The sequence below is a fragment of the uncultured Thermanaerothrix sp. genome (assembly GCF_938028735.1).
In the GTDB taxonomy this organism is placed as follows: domain Bacteria; phylum Chloroflexota; class Anaerolineae; order Anaerolineales; family Anaerolineaceae; genus Thermanaerothrix.
This window is the reverse complement of record NZ_CALIMF010000031.1, coordinates 18618-37931: the sequence shown is the minus strand read 5'-3', so window position 1 is coordinate 37931 and position 19314 is coordinate 18618. Positions and strand designations below refer to the sequence as shown.

Genomic DNA, 19314 nt, shown 5'->3' with positions numbered 1-19314 from the left:
GACCAGAGGGACTAACCTTGGTCAAATGGGGCACTCTAGCCGAAATTGCATTGATGCGCTCAAGCGAGTAATTTACCCCAGCCTCGTAAGCAATGGCCAACCCATGCAAGAGTGTGTTTGTTGATCCCCCCATCGCCATGTCTAAGGCAAAAGCATCATCCAGGGCTTCTAATGTGACAATGTCCCGCGGTTTGATTTGTCGTCGCACCAATTCAAGAATCAAGTGCCCTGCTTTTCGTGCCAGCGCCTCTCGCTCCGGCGTTTGTGCCAAGGCCGAGCCATTGTAGGGCAATGCCAACCCCAGCGCCTCCATTAGACAGTTCATGCTATTAGCCGTAAACATCCCTGAACAAGAACCACACGAAGGACAGGCATAATCTTCAAGAGTCTTTAAGCGCCTCTGGTCAATCTTTCCAGCCTGATAAGCGCCCACGCCCTCAAACACCGAGATCAAATCTACAACCTCTCCCTCTGGCGTGCGCCCTGCTGCCATCGGCCCACCGGAGACAAAAATGGTGGGAATGTTCAACCGTACGGCTGCCATCAGCATTCCTGGCACAATCTTGTCACAATTAGGAATACACACCATGCCATCAAACCGGTGAGCCTCGATCATGGTCTCCACAGAGTCGGCGATCAGTTCTCGTGAGGGAAGAGAATACTTCATCCCCTCATGGCCCATAGCAATGCCATCATCCACCGCGATCGTATTGAACTCAAAGGGCACCCCACCGGCCTCACGCACCGCCTCTTTGACGATTCGCGCAAATGCTTGCAGGTGAACGTGTCCGGGCACAATATCGGCGTAAGAATTAACAATGGCAATAAATGGCTTATTGAAATCCTCGTCTTTAACCCCCGTGGCTTTCAAGAGCGCCCGATGGGGTGCGTGTTCAATACCTTTTTTGACTTGATCCGATCGCATCATCGCTCTCCTCGTTTGGGTATAAAAAACCGCCCTTTCGGGCGGTTGGTTTATACTTTTTGGTATGGGTTTGCGTAAGGGTTTAGGCTAGTTCCACTTCGCTCGCTCCAACCGCCCAAAGGGGAGTCTGGCTCTCAATAAGGACGAGAACCACAATAAGGCTAAGGGCGAGGAGCGAATAAATGTATGACATCTCTGTCTGCGTTTTACGAGAAATTATTGGGCAATTTTATACGCCAACGAGAATTTGTCAAGAGGTTAAATCTTAAAAAATCCCGATTTAAGGGCAAAGATCACCGCTTACCAGCATTTACGTGTATACTTGAACCACGAGGCAACAATGTGGTTCAATGTGGTTATTACTTCTTTACTTGTCATCACCTTGGTCTATCTGATGTTGGCACGCATGGCGGCTGAACGATTGGCGCGAACGCATCACGAACAAAAATGCGACTTCTTTGCCCATCATCCCATTTCGAGAGAAGACATTGTTTTCTTGGGGGATAGCATCACCGATGGCGCGCGTTGGGATGAGTTGTTTCCAGGGTTTCCCGTAAAGAACCGGGGAATTAATGCAGATACGACTCGAGGTGTGTTGGAACGCCTGGATAGCATCCTTCCCGGCCAGCCAGTCGCGATTTTTCTGCTGATTGGTACTAATGATTTGCCCTGGTTTATGTTCCGTAGTGACCGTGACATCCTTGAAACCTATGCGGCAATTTTGGAACGTTGTCGAAGTGAAAGCCCCTCCACTCAGGTTTTCGTCCAGTCAATCCTCCCACGCGCTCGTGGCTACGCGAAACGCATTCGACGCTTAAACGCTGAACTTGAAAAATTGGCCCTCCGCTTCGATTACCCATTTATCAACCTCTTTCCTCGCTTTGCCGACCCCGAAGGCCAGATCCGCCCTGAACTTTCTAATGACCGGCTGCATTTAATGGCTATTGGGTACGATCTTTGGGTTGAACAAATCAGGCCGCTTATTATAAGCCTGAGATCCTCTTCCCTCTCAGCCGCACCGCAGCCCAAGAGGACACCTTCGCAGTAACTTTCCTCTCAGTTAGGGGTTGTAGAAGGCATAATCTCTCTTGCGAAGGTATCCTTTCTCTATATGACCTTATTTATCTCCCAAAGCCGTTCAAGTTATGACCGGGGTGGGATATATCTGGGTCCGTTTTCTGTTAACATCCTCTCAATCCACTAAAGCGGAATATTCCCTATGATTCCTGAAAAACTCCTCTATTGGGCCTCGCATCCGGTAGTACGTACTTTTGTTGGTCTCGCCCTAAGAATGGAAGTCAAGCGTCATCAACCCTTCCCTGGTGGGGGCAAAATTTTCGCCGCCAATCATCCTAGCACTGCTGATCCTTTTTTTGTGGCTGCGGCCATACGCGAACATTCATTTATTCTAATCAACCATCTCTTGTTCCAGGTGCCGCTATTGGGTCCATACTTGCGCTTCTCAGGTCATATTCCAGTCAAGGCTGGCGAAGGCCCAAACGCCATCGAGATTGCGCTCAAGCACCTTGCAGCCGGGCACAACATCATGATCTTTCCTGAAGGTGATCTTAGTCCAGCCGAAGGCGGTTTTCACAAACCTCGCACCGGTGTGGCTCGATTAGCGATGGCAAGTGGGGCTCCGGTTATTCCTATTGGCATCCACCTGCAACGAGAGCGTTTACATTTCATTCGTTCTACTATTCGCGGCGAGGTGACTTATGGACGGTGGTATCTGAGTGGACCTTATGAGGTAACTCTGGGATCCCCCCTTTACTTTGAAGGCGATGTGGAAGATCGCCCTCTGGTCCGTTCTGTGGCCGAGGCCATCATGCACCATATCATCGCATTAGCACATGAGAGCGAAAATCGTCTCAATCCTCTTCAGGCTTATTTCGATCTGGCACAACAAGCTGGTTAGCACCTCAATCCTACATTCCCTCACTGTCTTCCCATAACTCAAATTCTGAAAGGGCCGATTTAAGCAGTTAGACTTAAATTGCCCCCTCCCCACAAGGTTGCTTTTTAGGTGCCCCTGTAAAATAGAATATAGAACCTCTGAGGGATGCATATGCCTCTAAACCCTATCCATGGAGGTCACCCATGATTAAACGCTCGCGCAATTCTCCTTGGGGCTACGCTTTAGGAATGCTGGCGCTCATGATTCCTGGCCAAGCATTTTCCTCTTTTTACACCTACTTTTACGTCGAAAAACTTGGACTGGCGGTCGGCTTAGTGACCCTTGGGCGCACCATCTATATGATTTGGGATGCCGTCAACGATCCCATTTTTGGTTACTTTTCCGACCGCACACGCACCCGCATTGGTCGCCGTAAACCTTGGCTAATTGCAACCCTTCCCCTTTTCGCGCTCTTTTTCGTGCTAATTTTCTCCCCTCCTCCACTAAAAGGCCAAGCCCTCTTCTTTTGGTTTACACTGGCTCTTATTCTTTATGAAACTACAGCTTCGATCCAGTGGGTCAATTACGGTTCACTCTTCCCCGAGATTTTCCGTGGCGATCGACAACGCGCCAAGGCCTCTGCCATTCAGCAAGGCTTTCAAATCGTTGCCCTTCTCATCGGAACAGCCGTTGCGCCGCTCTTGTTCGCCGCCTTGGGTTTCGCCAAAATGGCCCTAATTTTTGCGGCTGCCTACGGGATCCTAATGAGCCTGTGCCTCTCACTGATTGAAGAAGACCCACAGGCTCGGGCAACTCCTCCTTTAGATTTCATCGAGGCTTTCCGAATTACGTTAAGCAACGTTGAATTCTGGATCTTCAACATCGCTAATTCCTTTGCCCAGACTGTTAACGGGCTGCTTAGTTCTGTGATCCCATTTTACGCTAAATACGTCCTCAAAATCCCCGAAAGCCAAGTCTCGGCGCTTTTAGCCTCGATTTTCGTGTCAGTAATTCCTTTGGTTACCATCTGGGCCTGGATGATCCGTCACTTTGGAGCAAAGACGGCCTGGCGTATTGCTTTTGCAGTGTATGGGCTCTCCGTCCTGCCCCTAGCGTTGGCCTCCAATCTGTGGCAGGGGATCATCGCGGGCATCCTAGTGGGCTTTGGGCTCTCGGGCTTTTTGGTAACTCCCGGAGTCCTTGGCGCCCAGATCATTGACCGCGATTTCTTACGTACCGGGCGGCGGCGCGAGGGCGTTTACAGCGCCGTCGGTGGCTTCATTACCCGCGCCAGTGCCCTGATCTCCGCAGCGGCTTTCTGGATTGTGGGCCTTACCTTTGGGTATGTTAGCGGGGACAACCCGGGTCCCAATCCTGAGGGTGCCTTCCGTTTCCTGACCAGTGGCGTCACTTTTGGCTTGTTGATCCTTGCCTTCCTGGTGTCTCTGGCCTTCCGCGAGAAGCCTGTGCCAGAATCGGGGCCTCCCACCCCAGCCCAAACGGCTCCGCAGCCCGACTAGCTTAAACAGTAAGCGCGAATTTCCACCTGCATGACTGGATTATAATGGGGGTATGAAACCTTCGCGTTCCAACCCCTTATTCGCTGACAACAATAATCTCCCCCTGCCTATCCCGGGGAGGGAAATTCAAATTGGAAACGCTGCCAATGAGGCCGCAGCCCGTAACCGCTTTGCAGATTACCGCGCCCGCCGTGCTGACCACACCTTGCGTCGTCAAGATGCAGATTTGGCCCTCTTCGCCGAATTCCTTTCCTCACTTGGTATCCAGATAGGCAACCTCGCTCAGGAACCTGAAGCATGGCGTGGAATCACCTGGGGATTAGTAGAAGCCTTCGTCAAATGGCAATTAAGCCTAGGATATGCCATACCCTCCATTAATGTTCGTCTTTCCACTGTAAAAACATATGCCCGCCTAGCTCTTCAAAGTGGCTTCCTAACCCCCGAAGAATATGCCCTTATCCGTAGCATCAAGGGATTCTCCCACCGTGAGCAGCAGCGTCTAGATCAACGGCGACCACGACAGCGCATTGGTACAAAAAAACCTACCCCCGTGCCGCTTACCCCACAACAGGCTACAGCGCTTAAATACCAACCCGATACTCCCCAAGGGCGGCGAGATGCATTGCTCATGTGCTTACTCCTCGACCATGGATTGCGCGTCGGAGAAGTTGCGGCCTTGCGTGTCGAGAATTTAGACCTTGAAATGGGATTACTGCGCTTCTTTCGCCCCAAAGTGGGAAAAACACAAACCCACCGTCTCAGTCCCGACGCCCTACGGCTTCTCCGCCGTTGTGCGGCGCTGAACGATTTACCCACCGATCCTCAAGCCCCCCTCTTGCGCGCCAGCCTAAAAGATGGCAGCTTGGGTAAAGCCGGAATGACCACCCGCGCGATTACCCAGAGAGTTCGCTTTTTGGGTGAACAACTAGGTATAACAGGGTTGAGTGCTCATGATTGTCGCCACTACTGGGCCACTCAGGCCGCCCGCCGTGGGGTTGATCCATTTGCTTTGCAACAGGCTGGTGGATGGGCTTCTCTAGCCATGCCCCGTCGTTATATTGCAGATAACGAGATTGCGAACGAGGAGCTCTTGGATTTAGAGTAAGGACATCTGTCATACTTAGACAGGATACCTTTCTTCGTAAAACCTGAGTGTTTCCACAACCCGCTGGGTGGCGCTTTGGGTTATACTCCCTTTGGCTGATGAACTTGTTCTGCGGAGGAATTGCGTGGATTGGAGCATTCCAATCATCATTTTTCAACTCATCTTGTTAGAGGGATTGCTTTCAATTGATAATGCTGCTGTCCTAGGGGCTATGGTAGCACACTTACCTGATGATCAACCTGTGCAGTGGCCACGGCCCTTAGCCAAACTTGGAGATCATCTCCACCATCTCCTGGGGAATCAACGCACAGCAGCATTACGAGTGGGTTTGCTGGGAGCCTACTTAGGAAGAGGATTGATGTTGGCACTGGCCACCTGGGTCATACATTACCCATGGCTACGTGTGCTTGGGGCCGTCTATTTGATCCGTCTGGCTTTCGATAATCTGGGACAAGCCGAGCCCGGTGAAGAGGATGCTCATGCTCATCCTCTCGAACAGCACTCCTTCTGGATGGTTGTCCTGACCGTTGAAATGACCGATTTGATTTTCAGTCTGGATAACGTGGTTGCAGCAGTTTCACTTTCCGATCGATTTTGGGTGATTATGATTGGAGTAGCCATTGGCATTCTGATAATGCGCTTTGCCGCAGGAATATTCAGCTACGCTGTGGCACGCGAGCCTATCCTCAAGCCAGCGGCTTATCTGTTGGTTCTTGCCATTGGCCTCGAACTTTTACTACAAGAATGGACGGGGTTGGAAATCAACGATTGGCTTCGCTTCGCAATCTCTCTCGTCATACTTTTCTCGGCTCTACTCTATGCCCACAGTAAGCCATTTCAACTTCTCCGACCAGTACTTGTCTGGTTCGGACAAGGCTTTGCCAACATCAATGAACTTGTGGATTGGGCACTAGTGCCCTTGGGGGTCACATTGCGTTGGCTAGCTCGTATCCCATACTGGTTATACAAAACGCTTACCCGCACAGTCGAACACCCCGGTTAAACAAAGTTCCCCCCAATTACTTCTTAAGCCAACCTTAAGGTTACCTTGAGGATGGTTTAAGGACAAAACGAGTTTTTCTTTTTTAAACTCAAAACTGAGTTAGATGATATCTAAAGTCATTTAGGCCTACACCATTAAGAAGAAGTGGAGGTGAACAATGAAGTCACAATTGCGTCTTTTCCCGTTCGCCGTGGCGTTGGTCATCATAGGGCTGTTTACCTCTGCCTGCGCCCCGTTCAATCTTCAGGGTTTCCACTTACCCAAGATTCAAATTGAACAGGGTGAACCACAGCCACAAACCCCGGTGGTGGTGCCAACCGCAACCCTGGCACCTTCTCCCAACCCCTCAACCCTTGCAAACCCCTCATCAGCCACTCTACTGACCACGTTGGAAGATACGCTCGCCCAAGTGTATGCTCAGGTAAATCCCTCTGTGGTCAACATACAAACGACGCAGCGCTTGGCACCCTCGCTGAACCTGCCATTTAACTTCCCCGGTCAAGCCCCCGATCAGGCACCTGTAACACGCAGCCTGGGCTCCGGCTTTGTTTGGGATACCCAAGGACACGTTGTAACAAATAACCATGTTATTGATGGAGCCGATCGGATCACTGTAACATTTGCCGATGGCAATACGGTTGAGGCCAAAGTGGTCGGGGCCGATAGCGATGCTGACCTCGCAGTGCTTAAAGTTGATGTGACCGCTGAGAAATTGGTGCCTGTTCGCCTGGCCGATTCAAAACAGGTCAAAGTCGGCCAGTTAGCCATCGCCATCGGTAACCCCTACGGCCTAGAAGGGACCATGACTGTGGGGTTTGTCAGTGCTTTGGGACGCTCCTTGCCGGTGCAGAGCACAACGAGCGGTGGGGCCACTTACACCATCCCCGACGTCATTCAAACCGATGCACCGATTAATCCAGGCAATTCGGGTGGTGTGCTGGTCAACATCCATGGTGAAGTGATCGGCGTCACAGCAGCGATTGAATCTCCGGTACGCGCCAACGCCGGGATCGGGTTTGTCATTCCTTCCAATATTGTGAGACGCGTTGTTCCAGCATTGATTGCCAATGGTCATTATGATCACCCTTACCTTGGCATCAGTGGCACAACACTGACGTCCGATCTAGCCAAAGCCATGGGGCTAAGCTCGGATCAACGGGGAGCACTGGTCATTGACGTGACGCCCAATAGCCCTGCGGACAAAGCTGGTTTGCGCGGCAGTGATCGTCAGATCACCTTGGAGGGTAACCCAGCGCGTGTGGGTGGTGATGTGATTACAGCCATAGATGGAAACCCGGTACAGAAGTTTGAGGATTTGGCCAGTTACCTTGCCACCGCTACTTCCGTGGGGCAGAAGGTAACCCTTACGATCCTGCGCAATGGTCACGAGCAGACGATTGAGGTTACGCTGGGCGCTCGTCCTCGTACCCAAAGCTCTGCTTCGAGCACGACCCGAAGCGGTGCTTACCTCGGGATTACCGGACGCACACTGACCCCTGAAATTGCCCAGGCCATGGGGTTGGACCCCAATCAACAAGGTGTATTGGTGGTCAATGTGGTTAGCGGGAGTCCAGCGGACAAGGCCGGTCTACGCGGGAGCTTCAAACCAGCCACGATCAACAGCGAGCAAATGCTTATTGGTGGAGATATCATCACAGCATTTGATGACCAACCTATAACCTCGTTTGAAGATTTGCAAACTGCATTGGCTCAGGCCGCTCCCGGGCAAAAAGTTACCCTTACCCTTCTGCGTGAAGGGAAACCCCAACAAGTAGAAGTGACTCTCGGCACACGCCCTAACTCCTAAATCGTGCGGCAGGGCGCCATTCTAAGCGAAGGCCCCGATGAGTCCACTCGCCGGGGCTTTCGCTATCCTAATGTCTAGGGCGCCAACACAATAAATGCCCCAAACTCAGGTAACGTTACTGGATGAAGGGGGTCAGGCCAGCCAATGGGTTTAGCAACACTCCAATTATTTAGCGGTAGCGCCACCGGTTCCCCCTGATAAATCCCGCTGATCTTCTCTTCAAAATTCTGCGCGTTACGAATTTCGTAACGATCTCCTAGCTGATATCCTAACGCCTTCAGATCAACAAGCGCCTCGTTTTGCTTAGCCCAATTATACACAACAATGTGCCCTCGCTTGGACTCATAGCGGTTAGAACGCATGAACACCTGAGTTGCCGAGGGCAAGGCAGGAGTAAACGTGCTATGGGAGTCAAAACCGGTTTGAGAGCGCCATTGATCCCAGCTTCGCCCCTGCCCATTGATCAGGAATGGCGTCCCAGACAGTGAGAAATGGTACTGGTTATCGTCCCAGGCGCCAAAAGACTGAACCAAATTTACCAAGGGTGCGGTCTGCCCACCTAGGACATTGTGGTCTAGGGTTATTCCCTGCCACGCCTTAACTTCCAGGGCATAGTCACCGCGGTTGAAAAGATAAGCATTCTGTAAACGCACATTTTGATTCTGAGCATTCTCGCTAAAACCCAAAGCCACGGTTTCGTTGTAGGTAAACTGGTTGGTCAGGATGACGTTGCGTACTGGTTGCCTTCCCCCAATCAGAAATGTGCCATTGAATGTTACATTACCATCTAAATTGAAGTTTAGCAGAGGGTAATCATTCTCTCGGTAAACATGCAAATTATAACCGCTAAAATTATTGAAGATAATGTTATCCTCAATCCATTTGCTCCCCTGCTGATTTTGGGCGTAAATCCCATGCCCATGCCCTCGGTCTGGACCTTTCCACCCATTGTTATAAATCAGGTTACCGTAAATAACCACATCCGGCGCACGATCATCGGCATAGACACCCTCTGCTGCATCATGCATGATGTTATTAATGAGTTTGACATTGGTGGCGTAGACGCTAAACGCATCTTCGCGATAAATGTCATTCGGGAATGACCCACTATACTGTGAGGTACGGTTTGGATCGGTATTAATGACTTCCAACCCCCAAAAGATCACGTTGGGTTTATAGATTTTGATGCTTCCGTTGATGACTGGGCGCTCACCTGGATAGGCCCGAACAACAATTGGGCGGTCAACCGTTCCCTGCAAATGACTGTTGAAATAAGTGAGCCCCCCTCGTCCGTAAGTACCCCCGCGCACCCAGATGACATCGCCGGGTTGAAAGAAGCCTGTTTTTGCTTTATCCTCAATGGCATAGGCCAGATCGAAGGGTCGTTCTAAACTTCCATCACCATTAGTTGTACCATTAGGGGCAGCAAAAAAAGCCCGCCCCCCGCCGACGGGAGGAAGGGTTGGAGCCTGTGTGATTACCGGTAAAAAGATGCGCGACGTGGCACTGGCTTCAACTGATATATCCGTTGTATCCAGGGAGGGCGTGGGAGAGACGGACTGGATAACGGTTTCGCTCGCTTGAGGTCCGTGGCCTTCGGTGACTTGCGGAATAGGGGATTGGGATTGTGTTTTTCCTACATTATCTGGCGCAAGAACTGTGCAACCCACTAGTAGGACAGCCATTACAAGGTATGCCCGGCGCAAGCGCTTAAATTTTCGATTTTTAAAGGACATGATTTTTTCTCCTGGTGGGGCAACTGCTGGTTAGCAGATAACTATAACTATATCTATGTTAGGAAGTCCACAGTTGCCCAAAGCGGTTTATGGGTTGCTCAATATTTGGGTAGGCCCTCACCTGCCCACCCACAAAGGAATGTTCAGACCAACAATGGTATACAGTATAACTCTAATAGATGGTTTATACAACCATTGACGATCTAACGATGCTAAACGGCTATTCGTTCTTCCCACAAGAAGTTTATGGTATAAATTCTTTGAAAAAAGGATTATAGGATTCAGAGTATGCACCGTTCATTGCGCGATCTAATGGATTTTCCCACTATCTTTCGCCTTCGTGTCATCGGTTACAATCAGGATGATTTTGCCACATATATTATGGTGCGAGTGAGACGATACGCTCCCGAGATCAATGAAGATAACATCAACGCACGGTTGAGCAATGGCGGCAAATATTGCGCTGTCACCGTGTCATTTGTTGCCGAATCGGAAGAGCAACTTTATGCCATTTATGCTGACTTGAGCCAGGATCAACGCGTTTTGTTTTTGCTCTGAAACTTATATTCTCGGCAAACGTGAACGCAGCCTGGTGTTCTTAGAACGTTTTACTGGGGCTTTATACAAAGGAGGAAGGTGCTGCTCGGGATTGCATAGACCAAGCGCAGAGCCCCTTAGAACAACCTCGGGCAAAGTACGGCAGTTAAGGCGTCGTTTAAGGGCACGAACATGAGCGGCTACTGTGCTTTGTGAGATTCCCAAGCGCCGGGCAATTCCCTTCAGACTGAGCCCTTCGGCTATGCCCTGCAAGACTAGGTGCTGCCTCTCCGTTAGATGAAGATGAGGCCCAAGTTGAAAAATCTCTTGAGATCCTTCCAAAATCAGCGGATAGACCATAACCAAATTACCCAATAACACACCGCGCAATGGGGTTTGAGAGCTTTGTGCTTCAGATGAAAGCAAGGCACAAATGGCTGCAGGTGGTTGCCACTCACCGTTGTTTACCGCGAGAAGCAAATCCGACGGGGTTAGAGCCACATCAAAGATAAATATGGCGTTCTCATGGGCCAACCAAAGCACTCGGGTCATACGACCACCCCAAGAATAGAACTTATGTTCTATTACATTATAACAGAATTTTCGTCTTATACCTTGTGATTCTCAAACATGGGTGACCTTAAAAAGGTGTGAAGGCTTTAGCAATAATGCGAAGAAAATGATGATTTCTTTCTAATATTTCTCCTCTATACTATTTTATAATCTCAAGTCATAATCAAAAACGATCTGTTACAGGAGGGAAAAATGACGTTACTAAACTCGCAAGTCAGAGAACAAGTCCGAAATTTGCTCCGTGGTATGGAACATCCTGTGAAGTTGCTCCTATTCACCCAAGGTGAAGGCGGGGCCATTGAATGCGATTTCTGTACCGAGACCCGTCAACTTGCCGAAGAGGTCACCTCTCTCTCTGATAAACTCTCGCTAGAAATCCGCGATTTCGTGCGCGACAAGGCCTTGGCTGATGCACTGAAGGTAGACAAAATACCGGCCTTGCTTCTTCAATCCAACGGGCAGCATCCTCAAGACCACGGCATTCGCTTCTTTGGCATTCCTTCGGGATATGAGTTTGGCACACTGATCGAAGACATCTTAATGGTCAGTCGCGGCAAAGCCGAGCTCAGCCTAGCAACGATGCAACGGCTTGCCCACCTCGATCGCCCTGTTCACATCCAAGTTTTCGTCACACCCACCTGCCCATACTGCCCACGGGCGGTGTTGCTCGCCCACAAACTTGCCCTGGCTAGCAACTGGATCACTGCCGACATGGTGGAAGTCAGCGAGTTCCCTCACTTAGCCAACCGCTATCACGTCTATGGCGTCCCCCGCACGGTTATCAATGAGGTCATTCACATCGAAGGCGCTGTTCCAGAGGAAACACTGATAACCAAACTTATGCTGGTTATGGATGATCAAGTCATGGAAGAACTCAAACGATCCTGGCGCCGCAACCAATTCTAAAAAGCGCTTTCCCGTATAGATGAGAGCCAAGCGTTTTCCACAACGATGGAAAACCTTGGCTCATTCATTGACAGATCCTTGAGAGGGGTTTATTATTTTATAGATAAAGTATGTCTTAATTAGAGGTGTGCCATGAGTGAAAACCGGTATGCTTATCCCGAATATCTGGTTGAAACCACCTGGGTCGCCGAACACCTTGAAGATCCCTCGATTCGGCTCGTTGAATCCAATGAGGACCCGCTACTCTATGAAACCGGTCACATCCCCGGTGCTGTCAAAGTGGACTGGTTCACTACATTACAGCATCCCCTACGGCGGGACTTTATTGATCAATTCGAATTTGAGACCCTGTGCTCTCGATTGGGTATCAGCAATGACACCACCGTAGTTTTTTACGGAGATAAACACAACTGGTTCGCCTGCTATGCTTTCTGGCTCTTTGCCTACTATGGTCACGAGCACCTGAAAATCATGAATGGTGGGCGCGCAAAATGGGTTGCCGAGGGTCGTCCGCTAACCAGAGATATTCCTACCTATCCCCCGACTCAGTATCGGGCAAAGCCCCCGGATACTTCTATTCGCGCTTTTCGGGATGAAGTCCTCCGTCACATGGAACAAAGACTCCCTTTGATTGATGTGCGTTCCCCACAGGAATACTCTGGCGAATTGCTACACATGCCGGGTTATCCTCAAGAGGGCGCCCAACGGGGTGGACACATTCCGGGAGCAGTAAATATCCCCTGGGCTCAAGCCGTCACTCCTGAAAACAGCACTTTCAAATCCCCGGATGAATTACGCACCTTATTCGAAAGCCATGGCATCACGCCAGATAAAGAAATTATCGCTTATTGCCGAATTGGAGAACGTTCTTCCCTCACTTGGTTTGTCCTCAAGTATCTATTGGGCTACCCCAGAGTCAAGAACTATGATGGTTCGTGGACTGAGTGGGGCAACCTGGTCAATGTACCGATAGAAAAATGAGCATAGATAGCCTCTCTGTGCTTCCCCCCCGTCTAGCCGAAATCCTAGAAACCTTCGGCCTTAGTGATCCTCAGGGAAAAATGGAACTGCTGCTTGAGTTTGCTGAAAGCCTCCTGCCCATCCCTGAAGAGTTGGCCGATCTTGCTGGTCAACCCGAACTTGTTCCCGAGTGCATGACCCCTGTCACAGTTTATATGCACCAGCACGAAGGACGTCTGCGTTTTTACTTCGGGGTACCGCCGGAAGCGCCCACCATCCGCGGTTATGCCGCTATCCTTCAACAAGGGTTATGGGATGTCACACCCAATGAGGTATTGCAAATTCCTGAGGATCTCTATTCGGCCATGGGTTTACTGCATATTCTGACCCCTCAACGGGTAAATGGGCTTATTGCCATTCTTGCCCACATCAAGCGATTAGCAACCCAGGCCCTTACTCTGCCCCCCGCGAGTCACCCAACAAACCTGTAAACTCCTTCCCTCCTGCTCCCCTGCTATAATGTGAATAAATCTGCTATGAGGAGGCTTGGCCATGAAAAAAGCGCACGGAGCGTCATGGCTCCTAGCATGCTTAATGCTTGTTCTGACCGTAAGTCTCATCCCCGCGACTTTGACCGCCGTTGCCGCAACTCCAACACCCTCATCTTCATCCCTCTCCTATCCCCTTGGGCCCAATCTTGATCAATTCCCGCCAGGATACAACCCCCTCACCGGCTTACCCGTTTCCGACCCTTCCTGGCTGGAATTACCCGCTGTATTGGTTTCCCTTTCTAATTTTCCCCCCAGCGTTCGCCCACAAACTGGCCTTTCTTTCGCCTCTCAGGTGTACGAAATTTACATCACCGAGGGCATGACACGCTTTCTGGCCGTCTTCTACGGTGAACCGCCTCAACTGCTGCCCACGCCCCCCGACCTCATCCCCCGCGCCGAACCCTTAAGCATAACTAGCCCAGTCATGGGAAATAGGATTTGGTGGGACCAAAATGCAGATGGCTTGCAACAACCTTGGGAACCAGGGTTAGGCGGGATTCGAATTCAGCTCCTTGATCCTCGAGGCAACGTGCTCCAATCTACCTCAAGTGATGGCAATGGATTTTATGCCTTTTCACCCCCCACTGGATTGCAATATCGTATGCAAGTTCACCTTCCCAATGACTTCGCCCTAACCCAGGCCAATGCCGGCGACGATAGTATAGATAGTGATGCCGACCCAAGTATAGGTCAGACCGGCCTTATTAACTTTACCGAGACAAACTTGACCTTGGATTTTGGGTTGATTTGGAATCCTCCCATCTCAGTATCTGACACTAATGCTAATTCTAATCTGAAAGGAATCGAACAACCTCAGAATGCAGGATTGGCTGGCGTGCGCTCCGGGCGCGAGGCTTATGTCCCTATTGTCAACGCCTTTCCTAACGGCTGCCTGGTCGCGGCCAGCAAGTCCGCCGATGTCAATCTTCGTATCTGCCGCAATGTATTCGGCAACAACGCACAGGACATCAACAGTGCTGGCCTTTCATTGGAACAATTACGTGCGCTGGCCGAGGCCAATCGGAATCCACAGTCACCCCCAAACTACTCTGGAAATGCCTTTGATCTCCGGCCCCCATCTGGTGGGTTGCCAGCAACACAACTCAACGTTTTCTATGCCTATCTTAATCAGGCGCGTTGGATTTACGATCCGGTTGCCCAGGCGTATTGGCGTTACCAGGACCTCAGCCAAGAAAACCAGGTTGGAAAGTTCATTCCGGCTACCGATCGTCTCACCAACCGCCCCCTGCTTTTTGAGAACATTGTTATCCTCTTTGTGGAGCACACCGCCCGCCGTCCCACCATCATTGACTTAAGTATGGGGCCGGGGAGCAGAGGCCGCGCAATTGTCTTCCGCAACGGTCGGGTTTATACTGATCTGGTCTGGAGCATGGTGAGTGAGGCATACGAAAAGACCACGGGGCTGGCGCGACCCGTGCGCCTGCGTTACCCAGACGGACGCCCATTCCCGCTGGCACCCGGTCAGACCTGGTTCCATGTGGCCACGCTTGGCTCGACCCTTCGCCAGGAGGCCTCACAGCCAGATATCTGGAGATTCCGCTTCTATCCTCCCGTCGGCGCGAGATAACCCAGATGCCTCAAGGCCACTCTAAACACCAACCTGAAACCGGGTTGGTGTTTTTCATCCCCCAATCTCGTAGCATCCAATCACCCCAATTGCTGATTTACATCCATGTCCGCCCCTTTTATAAAAATATCTAAATACTGAAGTAGGAGGTAAATACATACAATGAAACGCTGGATTTGGATAGCGGGCTTAGGAATCGTTCTGCTTGCTTCAGGGCTAGTTTATTATTTCAGGAGCACTCCATCTCAACCCCTAATTCGCATTGAAGGAGCCTGGGCACGTGCCAGCCTGGCTGAATCGCCAACTACCATGGAACACTCTGGAACGCCTTCCCATTCTGGACATTCACCAGCCGACACAACTGCTACCAGTGCGGCCTATATGACAATACACAACCTAGGACGCTCTGCAGATTATCTGACTGAAGTCTCTGCTGAGGTCGCCAATCGCGCTGAAATCCATCAAACGATCATGAACGGTGACGTAATGCAAATGCAACCCATCAGTCGCTTAGAGATTCCAGCCCAGAGTACTGTGCAATTAATGCCGGGTGGTTATCATATTATGCTAATTGGCTTGAACCACACCCTCCATCCAGGGGATAAAGTGAGGCTCAGACTAGAATTCGAAAAAAGTGGTGAGATTGAGGTGACGGCTATAGTGCGCTAATTTCTCAACACAAACTCCAGGCCTAGTGCTCTGATTTTTTGCTCGGTCGGCCACCCTGTTACACGATCCCAGCCGCTGGCAACATAGTATTCATTAAGCAATGTCTCGACATTCGGCACATACCCCTGTTGCCCACCCTCGGGCAGAGGTTGAACCAACAGGCGAGGCAACTTTTCGGATTCTGGTTTCAAACCCAGACGCAGATTGATCAGCCGTTTCATATTCCAGCCCCTTTCCCCTGCCAGAAGCATTGCTTCAACATCCCAATCTAACCCTAAGGCAGCATTGAGCAACTCACAAATCGCCGATGGGGAAACCACTGCAAAATAACACATCACCAGGCTGTTGCATACCGTGCGCCAGTGCTGATGACGTGCCACCAACGCCGCCTTACCCTCATCTTGAAACCGCTCTGGCATTGAGATCCCGATTTCTTCTAGCGTCCCGCCCATCTCAACCTGGAAGAAATCGCTTTGGTTGTGGCAGGCACCCCGAGGGGACACCAAATAAGAGAGCGTTTGACCACTAAAAGCCCGCGGATCGTGCATGGGGACTTCCAGACCATTGACCACAACCGCCAAGTCCGGAACTCCAAAAAAGGCTGCCACGGCTTGGCTACCTTGAGCCAATAACGCCCCAAAACCTTCGCGCCGTGCCATTTGGTCTAAAAGCGGAAAACAGGGATTAGGATCCCCCCAACGCAGTGTTAACCCACCGGTATCTTTTTCATTGATGATCCCCTGATCGAACAACAAGTAAGCCAACGCCAATGTGTTTCCAGCTGAAATCGTATCCATACCCAGTCGGTCACATTGCTCGCCCAGCGCAGTGATTGCTGCGAGATCATCTACCAATAATTGCGAACCAAAGGCACAAATGGTTTCGTACTCTGGCCCCTTAGTCTTGCTACGGGTTATAAATGGCCCCTGGGTGATCATTACTTCTCGCCCACATGAAATCACACATCCTTGACAGGCCTTCGTGCCAGTTAGGATCGTTTCCGCCATGGTTGAGCCACTAATATTCGTCGCGCCCTCAAATGTTGCCGCTGTCCAGTAGCGCTGGGGCATGTCCCCCAAAAACTGCAGGTACTCCGCTGCCCCCGACGTGCCTGTGGCTCTAAGGACCGCCGTTAGATTTTGGTCTAGCAGATTCTTGTTCGCAGCAACACGCAGTTTGCGATACTCTTCCGGCCGCGCCAGCGGAATCTGGCCAGTTCCGCGCACCACTAACGCCTTAAGATTCTTCGAGCCCATCAACGCTCCTAAACCGGTTCTGGCTGCAAGCCGCCCATGATCTGCCAAAATTCCCGCCATCGGCACTTCGTTCTCACCCGCCAACCCAATGCAGGCCACGCGCGCGCGGGAGTCGCCCACCTCTGTTTTCAAGATCTCTTGGGTCTCATAAGTATCGGCCTTTCCCCATAAATGACCAGCTGGACGCAAGGACACGTCACCATCGCGAATATACACGTAGACCGGTTCTGCGGCACGCCCAGTGATCCATAACACATCTACCCCCGCCTGCCGCAACTCCGGACCAACAAAACCCCCAATGTTTGATTCCCCCCATAAACCCGTTTGAGGTGAGCGTCCACAAATAGTAAATCGCCCGGTCGTTGGCCCACCGGTACCTGTCATTGGGCCAGTGACAAAAATTAGCGGATTATCAGGATGCAATGGATCGCGTTGGGGCGCCAGTGTTTCCCATATCAAGCGCGCTGCCAAACTGCTCCCGCCAATAAAATCTTCAACGTAAGTGCGCGGAAGTGAAGAAAACGCAAACGTTCCCTGTGTCAAATTCACTGTGAGCATCCGACCGAAGGGCATCGAAACCTCCGATGAGTTGGCGAGTTAAAGGCTGATTTCTCCCGTGAACATCTGCCAAAATAGCGATTGCATTTCGGATTCATCTGGAATCCGTGGACTCATGATGGTCTGGGTATCATTCATGGCATGATCCACCAGTATCTGCATCTCGTGTTCCAGATCTCTACGTGATATCCCTGCTTGAGCCAGCGTAAGCGGTTGTTCCACCCGCTTCATCAGATCCATCACAGACTCGATCAGCGCTCTGGCTGCTTCACGCTCATTCTCTGCTGGCAACTTTAAGTGATAGGCCAATTCGGCATAGCGCGTTGAGCCTGGCTCTCCTTGAGCACAGTAGGCTATGGTGTAGGGGAGCGCCAACGCCACCGCCCGACCATGAGGCAAGTGAAAAATCGCTCCAAGTGCATGCCCCATCCCATGGGCTAATGCGGCCATAGCATTGCCAAACCCCAACCCGGCCAAGGTTGCTGCATAATGCAATCGTGTACGGGCCTCAACATCATCCTTACCATGACGATAGGCTCGGGGTAAATAGTCAAATATCAACTGAGCCGCCTTAAGGCACAATCCGTCCGTAAAATCGTTGTGATAGGTACTGGTAAACCCTTCAATAGCGTGCGTCAAGGCGTCCAAACCGGTGTCCGCAGTCAGGCGCGGGGGCAAATCCATTACCAGAAGAGGATCTACAATAGCAACATCCGCGATGACCTCACGGCTACCTAACCCCAATTTACGCCGTTCGGTCCGGTTAGTCAGCACAATGGCCCAAGTGACTTCCGAGCCCGTGCCACTTGTCGTAGGGATGGCAACAAAGCGGGCTTTGGCCCGCAAGTTGAAGCGTTCAATCGGGTTGATCGCTTCTGGGTCGAGGTCGGGCCGCGCATAGAGGATCCACATAGCCTTGGCGGCATCCATCACGGAACCCCCTCCTAAGGCCACGATCCAGTCCGGATGGTGGGCGAGCAGAAACTCCGCCCCTTCTCTAACTTGTTCAAGGCTTGGCTCGGGCTCAACCCGATCATAGCAAACGACTTCCAACCCAGCCTGACAAAGATTTTTGGTGACCTTTTCTGCCAATCCTAAGGATACGAGATGTGCATCGGTGATTAGCGCTGCCCGTTGACCCTCCAACGTGGCAAGATGTGAAAGCGCGTCCTCACCATATACAATGAGGGGTGAAGCAAAATACCACACAATCACCTCCGCGTGATCGAACAGGCGTTATCTGAGAAAATTTGCGGCCCTTTCAAGAAGGCTATACCGGGAATATGGTCGGGATGCGAGTACACGATTCAACCAATTCTTTTGCCGCGCGGACGTTTTTCATCACCATGGCCATATTTCCCTGAAGGCGCAATTGCCCCGTCATCATTGCTTGCATGGGGTCAAGTTGACGCGTCATAACCTTCTTCCAGGTCTGCACCGGTCCGCTCAGTCGAAACGCTGGTTTGCGTGCTTCAGGATCGGTAACTTCAAAAGCCTCCCGGCATTTGCCGTGCCATAAATCCATATATAGAATTACGGTGCGATCCAGGTTACCCCCAGGCTCAATAATAAAATAAAAATCCCCCTCCCAGTTCTTGGCAGCCTCAGCATATGCTTGACTCTGGTTAAGATCTTCCATCATGGCCTTGATCCAGGCATCGCTAGGAAATGGAATGCTCATGATTGCCTCCTGGTTCGCATGGGATCATGTTTATTATAGTCC

At 51.0% G+C, this 19314-nt stretch carries 18 protein-coding genes; 12 read left to right on the top strand and 6 right to left on the bottom strand.

Translation table 11 applies throughout. From position 1 onward, the window contains the following. A partial coding sequence (locus tag Q0721_RS11900; protein ID WP_366519219.1) for a dihydroxy-acid dehydratase occupies positions 1-925 on the bottom strand: 925 nt, incomplete at its 3' end. Between the two features lie 340 nt (positions 926-1265). On the opposite strand from Q0721_RS11900, the gene Q0721_RS11895 reads away from it, so the two are divergent. The 6 genes from Q0721_RS11895 to Q0721_RS11870 all read left to right on the top strand — a co-directional run bounded on the left by Q0721_RS11895 (position 1266) and on the right by Q0721_RS11870 (position 8257). Continuing rightward, entirely contained in the window at positions 1266-1973 is a 708-nt protein-coding gene (locus Q0721_RS11895) for a GDSL-type esterase/lipase family protein (protein ID WP_299030266.1), read from the top strand. A 171-nt stretch (positions 1974-2144) separates the two neighbouring features. Further along, positions 2145-2843, top strand: a complete 699-nt coding sequence (locus Q0721_RS11890) for a lysophospholipid acyltransferase family protein (protein ID WP_299030263.1) — start codon at positions 2145-2147, stop codon at positions 2841-2843. A gap of 182 nt (positions 2844-3025) precedes the next feature. Continuing rightward, positions 3026-4342 (top strand): MFS transporter, encoded by a 1317-nt coding sequence (locus tag Q0721_RS11885; protein WP_299030261.1) that lies wholly within the window; start codon positions 3026-3028, stop codon positions 4340-4342. A 52-nt stretch (positions 4343-4394) separates the two neighbouring features. After that, on the top strand, positions 4395-5447 hold the full coding sequence (locus Q0721_RS11880; protein ID WP_299030258.1) for a tyrosine-type recombinase/integrase: 1053 nt from the start codon (positions 4395-4397) through the stop codon (positions 5445-5447). 124 nt (positions 5448-5571) lie between these two features. Beyond that, on the top strand, positions 5572-6450 hold the full coding sequence (locus tag Q0721_RS11875; protein WP_299030255.1) for a hypothetical protein: 879 nt from the start codon (positions 5572-5574) through the stop codon (positions 6448-6450). A 157-nt stretch (positions 6451-6607) separates the two neighbouring features. Continuing rightward, on the top strand, positions 6608-8257 hold the full coding sequence (locus tag Q0721_RS11870; RefSeq protein ID WP_299030252.1) for a PDZ domain-containing protein: 1650 nt from the start codon (positions 6608-6610) through the stop codon (positions 8255-8257). 74 nt (positions 8258-8331) lie between these two features. On the opposite strand, the gene Q0721_RS11865 is transcribed toward Q0721_RS11870, so the two are convergent. Further along, a complete protein-coding gene (locus Q0721_RS11865) occupies positions 8332-9993 on the bottom strand; it encodes a right-handed parallel beta-helix repeat-containing protein (RefSeq protein ID WP_299030247.1) in 1662 nt (553 codons plus the stop codon). Positions 9994-10281: 288 nt separating this feature from the next. On the opposite strand from Q0721_RS11865, the gene Q0721_RS11860 reads away from it, so the two are divergent. After that, the gene (locus Q0721_RS11860; protein ID WP_299030244.1) at positions 10282-10551 is read left to right on the top strand and encodes a DUF493 domain-containing protein; all 270 of its coding nucleotides are present in this window, start codon (positions 10282-10284) and stop codon (positions 10549-10551) included. A 3-nt stretch (positions 10552-10554) separates the two neighbouring features. On the opposite strand, the gene Q0721_RS11855 is transcribed toward Q0721_RS11860, so the two are convergent. Further along, positions 10555-11082, bottom strand: coding sequence for a helix-turn-helix transcriptional regulator (locus Q0721_RS11855; RefSeq protein WP_299030241.1), 528 nt, complete (start codon positions 11080-11082; stop codon positions 10555-10557). 213 nt (positions 11083-11295) lie between these two features. Between Q0721_RS11855 and Q0721_RS11850 the strand changes: the two genes are divergently transcribed. From Q0721_RS11850 to Q0721_RS11830, 5 genes are all read left to right on the top strand, one after another. Beyond that, positions 11296-12009, top strand: a complete 714-nt coding sequence (locus Q0721_RS11850) for a thioredoxin family protein (protein ID WP_299030238.1) — start codon at positions 11296-11298, stop codon at positions 12007-12009. A 132-nt stretch (positions 12010-12141) separates the two neighbouring features. Next, complete coding sequence (locus tag Q0721_RS11845; RefSeq protein ID WP_299030235.1) at positions 12142-12990, top strand: sulfurtransferase; 849 nt, start codon at positions 12142-12144, stop codon at positions 12988-12990. Continuing rightward, complete coding sequence (locus Q0721_RS11840) at positions 12987-13460, top strand: SufE family protein (protein WP_299030232.1); 474 nt, start codon at positions 12987-12989, stop codon at positions 13458-13460. Before Q0721_RS11845 ends, Q0721_RS11840 begins: the two co-directional genes overlap by 4 nt. A gap of 61 nt (positions 13461-13521) precedes the next feature. Continuing rightward, positions 13522-15108: an SdrD B-like domain-containing protein gene (locus Q0721_RS11835; protein WP_299030228.1), complete on the top strand. Its 1587-nt coding sequence runs from the start codon at positions 13522-13524 to the stop codon at positions 15106-15108. Positions 15109-15270: 162 nt separating this feature from the next. After that, positions 15271-15777, top strand: a complete 507-nt coding sequence (locus tag Q0721_RS11830) for a copper chaperone PCu(A)C (protein ID WP_299030225.1) — start codon at positions 15271-15273, stop codon at positions 15775-15777. Here Q0721_RS11830 and Q0721_RS11825 read toward each other — a convergent pair. The 3 genes from Q0721_RS11825 to Q0721_RS11815 all read right to left on the bottom strand — a co-directional run bounded on the left by Q0721_RS11825 (position 15774) and on the right by Q0721_RS11815 (position 19272). After that, positions 15774-17606 carry an aldehyde ferredoxin oxidoreductase family protein gene (locus Q0721_RS11825; RefSeq protein WP_299030222.1) on the bottom strand — a complete coding sequence of 611 codons (1833 nt, stop codon included), beginning with the start codon at positions 17604-17606 and terminating at the stop codon, positions 15774-15776. The genes Q0721_RS11830 and Q0721_RS11825 overlap by 4 nt on opposite strands. 24 nt (positions 17607-17630) lie before the next feature. Further along, complete coding sequence (locus Q0721_RS11820; protein WP_299030219.1) at positions 17631-18800, bottom strand: iron-containing alcohol dehydrogenase; 1170 nt, start codon at positions 18798-18800, stop codon at positions 17631-17633. A gap of 61 nt (positions 18801-18861) precedes the next feature. Next, entirely contained in the window at positions 18862-19272 is a 411-nt protein-coding gene (locus tag Q0721_RS11815) for an SCP2 sterol-binding domain-containing protein (protein WP_299030216.1), read from the bottom strand. Positions 19273-19314 lie beyond the last annotated feature (42 nt).

Coding starts and splice junctions, on each gene's coding strand:
- Q0721_RS11830 (WP_299030225.1), top strand. CDS start 15,271: ATGAAACGCTGGATTTGGATAGCGGGCTTAGGAATCGTTCTGCTTGCT.
- Q0721_RS11815 (WP_299030216.1), bottom strand. CDS start 19,272: ATGAGCATTCCATTTCCTAGCGATGCCTGGATCAAGGCCATGATGGAA.
- Q0721_RS11895 (WP_299030266.1), top strand. CDS start 1,266: ATGTGGTTCAATGTGGTTATTACTTCTTTACTTGTCATCACCTTGGTC.
- Q0721_RS11885 (WP_299030261.1), top strand. CDS start 3,026: ATGATTAAACGCTCGCGCAATTCTCCTTGGGGCTACGCTTTAGGAATG.
- Q0721_RS11845 (WP_299030235.1), top strand. CDS start 12,142: ATGAGTGAAAACCGGTATGCTTATCCCGAATATCTGGTTGAAACCACC.
- Q0721_RS11835 (WP_299030228.1), top strand. CDS start 13,522: ATGAAAAAAGCGCACGGAGCGTCATGGCTCCTAGCATGCTTAATGCTT.
- Q0721_RS11890 (WP_299030263.1), top strand. CDS start 2,145: ATGATTCCTGAAAAACTCCTCTATTGGGCCTCGCATCCGGTAGTACGT.
- Q0721_RS11880 (WP_299030258.1), top strand. CDS start 4,395: ATGAAACCTTCGCGTTCCAACCCCTTATTCGCTGACAACAATAATCTC.
- Q0721_RS11865 (WP_299030247.1), bottom strand. CDS start 9,993: ATGTCCTTTAAAAATCGAAAATTTAAGCGCTTGCGCCGGGCATACCTT.
- Q0721_RS11825 (WP_299030222.1), bottom strand. CDS start 17,606: ATGCCCTTCGGTCGGATGCTCACAGTGAATTTGACACAGGGAACGTTT.
- Q0721_RS11860 (WP_299030244.1), top strand. CDS start 10,282: ATGCACCGTTCATTGCGCGATCTAATGGATTTTCCCACTATCTTTCGC.
- Q0721_RS11850 (WP_299030238.1), top strand. CDS start 11,296: ATGACGTTACTAAACTCGCAAGTCAGAGAACAAGTCCGAAATTTGCTC.
- Q0721_RS11855 (WP_299030241.1), bottom strand. CDS start 11,082: ATGACCCGAGTGCTTTGGTTGGCCCATGAGAACGCCATATTTATCTTT.
- Q0721_RS11840 (WP_299030232.1), top strand. CDS start 12,987: ATGAGCATAGATAGCCTCTCTGTGCTTCCCCCCCGTCTAGCCGAAATC.
- Q0721_RS11870 (WP_299030252.1), top strand. CDS start 6,608: ATGAAGTCACAATTGCGTCTTTTCCCGTTCGCCGTGGCGTTGGTCATC.